This window comes from uncultured Duncaniella sp. (assembly GCF_910577345.1).
Taxonomy (GTDB): Bacteria; Bacteroidota; Bacteroidia; order Bacteroidales; family Muribaculaceae; genus Duncaniella.
Genome location: NZ_CAJTMT010000004.1, coordinates 159,946 through 167,116, shown reverse-complemented (window position 1 = coordinate 167,116; position 7,171 = coordinate 159,946). Strand labels below are relative to the sequence as shown.

Sequence of the window (7,171 nt, the reverse complement as noted above, 5' to 3'; positions counted from 1 at the left end):
GGATTGGATGCCGTCGCGCTCGAGGAGGGCGTCGATGGATGCGTCCTTGCCACGGAAACGGCGGTAGAGCTCATCGGGGTTTTCTGTTCCACCGCGCATTAGGATATTCTGACGGAATGAATCGGCGGTCTCGCTGTCGAATATGCCGTGTTCCTTGAAGTGAGCGAATGCATCGGCGTCGAGGACTTCTGCCCATTTGTAGCTGTAGTAACCGGCGGCATAGCCTCCTGCAAAGATATGGGAGAAGGTGCTACCGGTGACGGAGCCTTCGATGGGGTCAAACATCGCTACTGAAGCGCCTGCTTCCTGCTCGAACTTCTCGGGGTCATCGACCGGAGAGGTGATGCTATGCCATGCCATGTCGATAAGTCCGAAGTTGAGCTGACGCAGACAAGCGTATGCTGCTCCGAACTGCGAGGAGCTTACAATCTGCTTCACAAGGTCGGCGGGGATTGCCTCTCCCGTCTGATAGTGACGCGCGAAACCGTCAAGGAATTCTTTCTCGGTGAGATAGTTTTCATTGAACTGCGAGGGAAGTTCCACGAAATCGCGGAGCACATTGGTTCCGGAGAGGGAAGCATATTTCGTATTGGCAAAGAGTCCGTGGAGGGCATGGCCGAATTCATGCAGGAAGGTCTCTACCTCGTAGGGAGTAAGAAGCGAGGGCTTCGAGCCGGTAGGCTTGGTGAAGTTCATCACGATAGATACATGCGGACGCACCATAGTGCCGTCGGCTGTAATCTCCTCACTCTTGAAATCAGTCATCCACGCTCCGGGACGCTTGCTTGCGCGCGGGAAGAAGTCGGTATATATGACACCGAGGAATGAACCGTCACGATCAATCACGTCAAATGCCGTCACATCGGGATGATACACCGGAATATCAGGATTCTTCTTGAAAGTAAGGCCATAGAGACGAGTGGCGAGGCCAAACACTCCGTCAATGACGTTGTTGAGTTCGAAATAAGGACGGAGCTTCTCCTCATCGTAGGCATACTTGGCATTCTTCAGCTTGTTGGAGTAGTAGCTGTAGTCCCAGGGCTTGATCTCCATCTTCTTGCCTTCGATTTTCGACGCGTAGTCAGTGAGTTCCTTGAACTCAGCCTTCTGGGCGGGAATGTAGGCATCGCGGAGCGAGTTGAGGAGTTCATATACCTTATCCGGCGACTTTGCCATTGTCTTTTCAAGGGCATAGTGCGCATACGTCTTGTAACCGAGAAGATTTGCAATCTTCATGCGGGTCTCGGCGATTTCCTTCATAACGGGGAGATTGTTGTATTCCCCCTTGACATTACGTCCGGTGTAGAGACGATACATTTTCTCACGGAGGTCACGGCGATCGCTGTATTTCATGAAAGCCATGTAGACCGGCTGGTCGAGAGTGAAAAGATATTCACCGTCACGGCCCTTCTCCTTAGCGGCGAGTGCGGCAGCCTCTACAGAGCTTTCGGGCAGTCCGGCAAGGTCATTAGCACCGAGCCAGATTTCGTAGGTGTTCATTTCCTTCAGCACATTCTGACCGAAAATGGTGGTCAGCTCGCTCAGGCGGCTCGACAGCTTCGAGTAGGTCTCACGGTCTGCACCTTCGAGGAGGGCACCGTTGCGCACAAATGAATCGTAGGTGCGTTTGAGGAGCATACTGTCCTCCTTGGCGAGATTGTAGTCGGCACGATGGTCATAGACATTCTTCACACGCTCCCAAAGCCCTTTGTTAAGGGAGATTGAAGTCGAATAGTCCGACAATCTTGGAGTAATCTTCATTGAGAGATCCATCATATTGTCATCGCTCAACGCAGACAGGAGGGGATCAAAGACGAGTAACACCCGGTTGAGGTCGGCATCGGCACGTTCGAGCGCGACAATCGTATTGTCAAAGGTCGGAGCCTCCGGATTGTTGACTATGGCATCGACAGCTTCAAGGCCGAGTTTTATGCCACGGTCAATGGCCGGTTCGTAGTCCTCGAATTTTATCTTGTCGAAAGGTGCGGCTCCGTGGGGAGCCGAGCTGAATTCCTGAAAAAACGGATTTTGAGCTTGAATCATAATACATGTAGCGGCAAAAGCCGATAATAAGATTTTACGCATGGATTGATATTGAAATGGAATGTGATTGGTTTGCGTCAGCAGAACTCACCGGCCCTACATTTTATGGCCGAGCGAGGAAGAACGCCTTATGGCCTCGTCGAGAATAAGGCCAAGCGTGAGAGGATCGAGCGACGACAATCCCCGGTAGGTCTCCATGTCGGCCTTCATGGCACGGACATAGTTACCAACATCGAAGTTATCAGCCGCGATGGCCTCGGCATAACACTTGACACCCTCATCGAGATTCCCGGAGAGGATTTCGATATGGCCTGCATTGAGATGATCCGCAGCGGACGGTGTGCGCGCGACAACCGACTTGGAATAGCGGCGCGCCTTGTCGAGATCACCCTCCAGAAGCGCACACTTCACCAACGGACGCGACGAGCGATCACTCTCACCCTGCAGGAACTCCACCTTGTGGAGAAGCTGGACGGCCTCGGCTGTCTGTCCTGCCTCAAGCAGACATAAAGCGAGATTCAAAGCCACTCCTGCATCATCGGGATTGGCTGCGGCAAGACGTGAATAGTAGCGCGCGGCTTCCTTCCAGTTGCGCGAGTTGCGATGGCAGATTGCAAGACGCTTGACAGTCCACAGGCTTTCGGAATTGAGAAGTTCGCTCTGCTCATAATACTTCACTGCCTCATCTACGGCACCAAGCATCTGCATACAGTAGCCCATCTTCTGATAGAGCTGCGCCGTAGGCGGCACGCGGTCGGCAAGACGCTCGAACACATCGAAGGCATCCGCGAAATGCTTGTGCTTGAAATAGAATTCGCCGACAAGAAGAAGAGTGTCGGCATCATCGAATATATCCGACAGCAGGGGAACTGTCACGAGATTCAGCGTGGTGGCGAAGGGGTCGGAAAACTCACCTTTACGACGGAAGAGGCGGAAGAAACGGTAGATGTCCTGGACATATTTCCCGGCAAGGCGCTCACGCCCTTTGAGCGACGCGTCAAGGTCTCCGAAACTCATGGCAGCCATCTGGGCCGAATGAGCTTTGAGTTGCGACGACATCATCTGTTTTTGGGATTCCGGCACCTGGGCCAGCGAAAGGATGATGGAATACTTGTCGCTGTTGCAGAACATGGGGACACCCTCCATCACATCGGCAAGCATCCTGACTGAAGCATCGTTGCTTCCTGCAATCGAGGAATGGGCGGTGTGGAAGGGAAGGAACCAGTTGGCTATATCGTTGAAAAACGGGAATGTCTTAAGCTTGCTGAAAGTGACCATCATCACATCGCCGCCATCCTCCTGAATCTCCTGAAGTTCTTTAAGCTTGTCGGCCACTCCGGATTTGTCGAGCAGTTCAGCCCATTCGGGATTCTCCTCCATCGATTCGGGGTCAAGTGGCTTCTCGCGTCCAAGTTTCTCAAGTTCGGGCTGCAACTTCATCATCTCAGGAATCACCTCATCAGTGAGTTTGCGGCCAATTCGCTCTGTGTCACGCGCACGGATGAACTGAAGCAATGCCATTTTCACATCGGCACCCCATCCCGGCAGTTCGCGCAATGAATCAAACCGTCTTACAAGCGACGGCGAGAACGGGCGGTCACGCTGAACCGACATGACAATCAGCAGCGAACAGAGTGCGCGGACCGACAACTCGGCATCATCCGAGGTATATGCATCCATAAGCAGACGCAGACGGCGTTCGTCGGGATATTCGAGCTGTCCGAGCATCAGGGCTGCCACACACAGTTGCTTGAAATGGCGCGGGAGGGAAATGTCGGTCATAAGATTGCCGATGGCCGCAGCATCGTCGACACTCAGTGGATAAGTGGTCCAGATTTGGTTGAACAACCGCTTCTCAATGTCCTCTGCACGAATCGTGAACTCGCGTCCGGCCTTCTCGACATCCTCGGTCAGCATGGCCATCTGCAGACGGCGGTTGACACGGCGACACTCGTCGAGAAGCGAGGCGATATTTATGTCAGGACGGGTGTTCTGATAGCGTAGAGTGTTGAAATAGAGCGTCGGTGCATCCTCAAGACGCGAACGGCGGTGAAGCTCGTCGGCAAGCGCACGGATGTCGGCAAGAATACCGGCATACAGTTCAGGACGTGCCGGATCCGGCATACCCATGAGCGCGTAGTGGGTCATGAACTGATAGCTTTCGCGCAGTCGTGAGGTAGCCGATCGCAGTTCAGGACTTGCGCCGAGAGTGGCGGTAGCATTGTCAATGAGGTCGAGGGCATCGTTGACCCGACGCTGCGCGATCAGACGCTCAATATCCTTGGATATATCTATATGGTGATTCATAGGCTTGGAGTATGTGCAAATTTACTATTATTTCTGCAAAAACCGTGCCAAAATGAGTATTTTTCCGTATTTTTGCAGTTCTTAAACGCATTGCGTAAATAAAGATCATAACCTCCATGCCACATAACATAGCAATCCTCGGCTCGACGGGGTCGATAGGAACGCAGACACTCGATGTCATCTCGCGGTTCCCCGAGCGCTTCAAGGCGACAGTGCTTGCCGCCGGGTCCAATGTAGAGCAACTGATTGAACAGGCCATCCGGTTTCGTCCGTCTCTGGCCATTATCGCAGACGAATCGAAATACGAGCGTCTGCGCGAGGCTCTTTCACCTTTAGGGATAGAAACCGCTGCTGGAAGTGCAGCCATGGCTGACGCTATGGAGCGTCCCGACTTCGATACCGTCGTCACTGCCACTGTCGGCTACAGCGGTCTGCTACCGACCATCCGTGCAATCCGCGCCGGAAAGCAGATAGCCCTTGCCAACAAGGAGACACTGGTCGTAGCCGGAGAACTCGTCACAAGACTTCTCGCTGAATCTCCTACACGAGTTATACCGGTCGACTCCGAGCATTCAGCAATCTATCAGTGTCTGGTCGGCGAGGACAACTCAACCGTAAGCAAACTCATCATCACAGCCTCGGGTGGTCCATTCCGCACTTTCACACGCGAACAGATCGCTGATGTCACTCCTGCCCAAGCCCTCCACCATCCGCGTTGGAACATGGGTGCGAAAATCACCATTGACTCCGCAACCATGCTCAACAAGGCATTTGAAATCATCGAGGCACGCTGGCTTTTCGACATCACTCCCGACAGGATTGAGGCCGTGGTGCATCCTCAGTCAATTGTCCACTCGATGGTTGAATTCATCGACGGCGCTGTCAAAGCTCAGCTCGGCATCCCCGACATGCGTCTGCCAATCCGCTACGCTCTTGGTGATGCCACACGTCTGCCATCGTCGGAACGTCCGCTCTCGCTCAGCGACTACGCCCAACTGACATTCGAGAAACCGGATCCTGAAAAATTCCCCTGCCTCACTCTTGCTCCTTACGCCCTCAACCGAGGCGGAAATGCAGCCTGCATCATCAATGCGGCCAACGAGGTTGCAGTCCGGGCATTCCTCGAAGAAAAAATCAGCTTCCCGCAAATCTACACAACCATCACCGACGCACTCGCGGCCATCCCCTTCGTCAACACCCCCACTCTCGACGATTATGTGGCAACCCACCGCGCCGCCATTGCATTCTCGGAAGAAAAAACCGGCTGCAAGATGAAACTGAGATAAGCCCTATCGGGCCCATTGGCCCTATCTGACCTATCTGACCTATTAGACTTATTAGGCCTATTTGCCCTATTTGACTTAAATAAGCCCAATAAGACTAATAAGCCCAATAGGCCAAATAACTCAAAACTCAAAACTCAAAACTCAAAACTAAACCTCCACTCCCTTAATGGAAACATTTCTCATAAAAGCTCTGCAACTCATTGTCGCTCTGGCCTTCCTTGTGATTATCCACGAGTTCGGTCACTTTATATTCGCCCGAATCTTCGGCATCAAGGTCGAGAAATTCTACATGTTCTTCGACCCCTACTTCTCGCTCTTCAAGTGGAAGCCCAAACAGAAACCGAATGCCGATCCAAACAAAAGCTCTTGGCGCGACACCGAATATGGCATAGGCTGGATTCCTCTCGGAGGATACTGCAAGATTGCAGGCATGATCGACGAGTCGATGGACACCGAGCAGATGAAGCAGGAACCGAAACCTTGGGAATTCCGCACAAAACCGGCATGGCAACGCCTTCTGGTGATGCTCGGTGGCGTGATGTTCAACTTCATCCTCGCCATCCTCATCTATGCCGGAATTGCAATGCACTGGGGTTCGCAATACATCCCCTTTGATGCTGCAACCGAGGGCTTCGACTTCACTCCCGCAGCTCAAAAGGTGGGATTCCGCAACGGTGACATCCCCTATATGGCCGACGACCAACTCCTCGACGCATCCAAGGGTGATTATCCCTACCTTATGGCGGACGCCAAAGTGGTCAAAGTCATCCGCAACCATAAGGACACCGTCAGCATCAACATCCCCGACGACTTCCTTTTCCGTCTCAATGACGACAAAGGTTTCCTCGCCTACCGTCTGCCAGTCTACATCGACCGTATCGTCCCCGGTGAGGCTGCTGCCAAATCAGGACTCAAAGAGGGTGACCACATCGTGGCAATCGACACAATCGCGACCCCTGCCTTTACGGAACTCACCGCAGCACTCCTCCAATATGCCGGGAAGCCTGTCCCAGTGACAGTTGAACGCGAAGGCAAGACCCTTAGAATGACCGTAACACCCAACGAACACGGTAAACTCGGGTTCCAGCTCAAACCTATCACGGCTGTCTACGAGCCTGTCACCATCGACTATAACTTCTTCGAATCCTTCCCCAAAGGTTGGGAAATAGGCACCACTACCCTCACCAACTATGTCAGCTCGATGAAACATGTGTTCTCGCAGGAGGGCGCTGAAAGCCTCGGTGGATTCGGCGCAATCGGCAACATGTTCCCCGAGCGTTGGAATTGGCTCTCTTTCTGGGAAATCACTGCCTTCCTCTCGGTTGCCCTCGCTTTCATGAACATCATTCCCATCCCGGGTCTTGACGGCGGTCACGTCCTTTTCCTCCTTTGGGAAATCGTTTCCGGAAAACAAGCTCCCGAAAAAGTCCTCATCGTCGCACAATATATCGGCATGGGCTTCCTCCTCCTGCTCCTCCTATATGCCAACGGCAACGACATCTTCCGGGCATTCTTTAAATAAACTGTCCGCTTGA

General features: G+C 53.0%; 4 protein-coding genes. 2 read left to right on the top strand and 2 right to left on the bottom strand.

The window, feature by feature from the left end; all coding sequences use genetic code 11:
* Nucleotides 1–2,043, bottom strand: a 2,043-nt coding sequence (locus QZ310_RS03475; RefSeq protein ID WP_297070402.1) for a M3 family metallopeptidase, incomplete at its 3' end; no start/stop codon positions are given.
* Between the two features lie 96 nt (nt 2,044–2,139).
* Entirely contained in the window at nt 2,140–4,350 is a 2,211-nt protein-coding gene (locus QZ310_RS03470; protein ID WP_297070400.1) for a tetratricopeptide repeat protein, read from the bottom strand.
* 116 nt (nt 4,351–4,466) lie between these two features.
* On the opposite strand from QZ310_RS03470, the gene QZ310_RS03465 reads away from it, so the two are divergent.
* Together QZ310_RS03465 and rseP are read left to right on the top strand one after the other, a co-directional pair.
* The gene (locus QZ310_RS03465) at nt 4,467–5,636 is read left to right on the top strand and encodes a 1-deoxy-D-xylulose-5-phosphate reductoisomerase (RefSeq protein ID WP_297070397.1); all 1,170 of its coding nucleotides are present in this window, start codon (nt 4,467–4,469) and stop codon (nt 5,634–5,636) included.
* A gap of 166 nt (nt 5,637–5,802) precedes the next feature.
* Entirely contained in the window at nt 5,803–7,158 is a 1,356-nt protein-coding gene (gene rseP / locus QZ310_RS03460) for an RIP metalloprotease RseP (RefSeq protein WP_297070395.1), read from the top strand.
* The last annotated feature ends 13 nt before the right edge of the window (nt 7,159–7,171 follow it).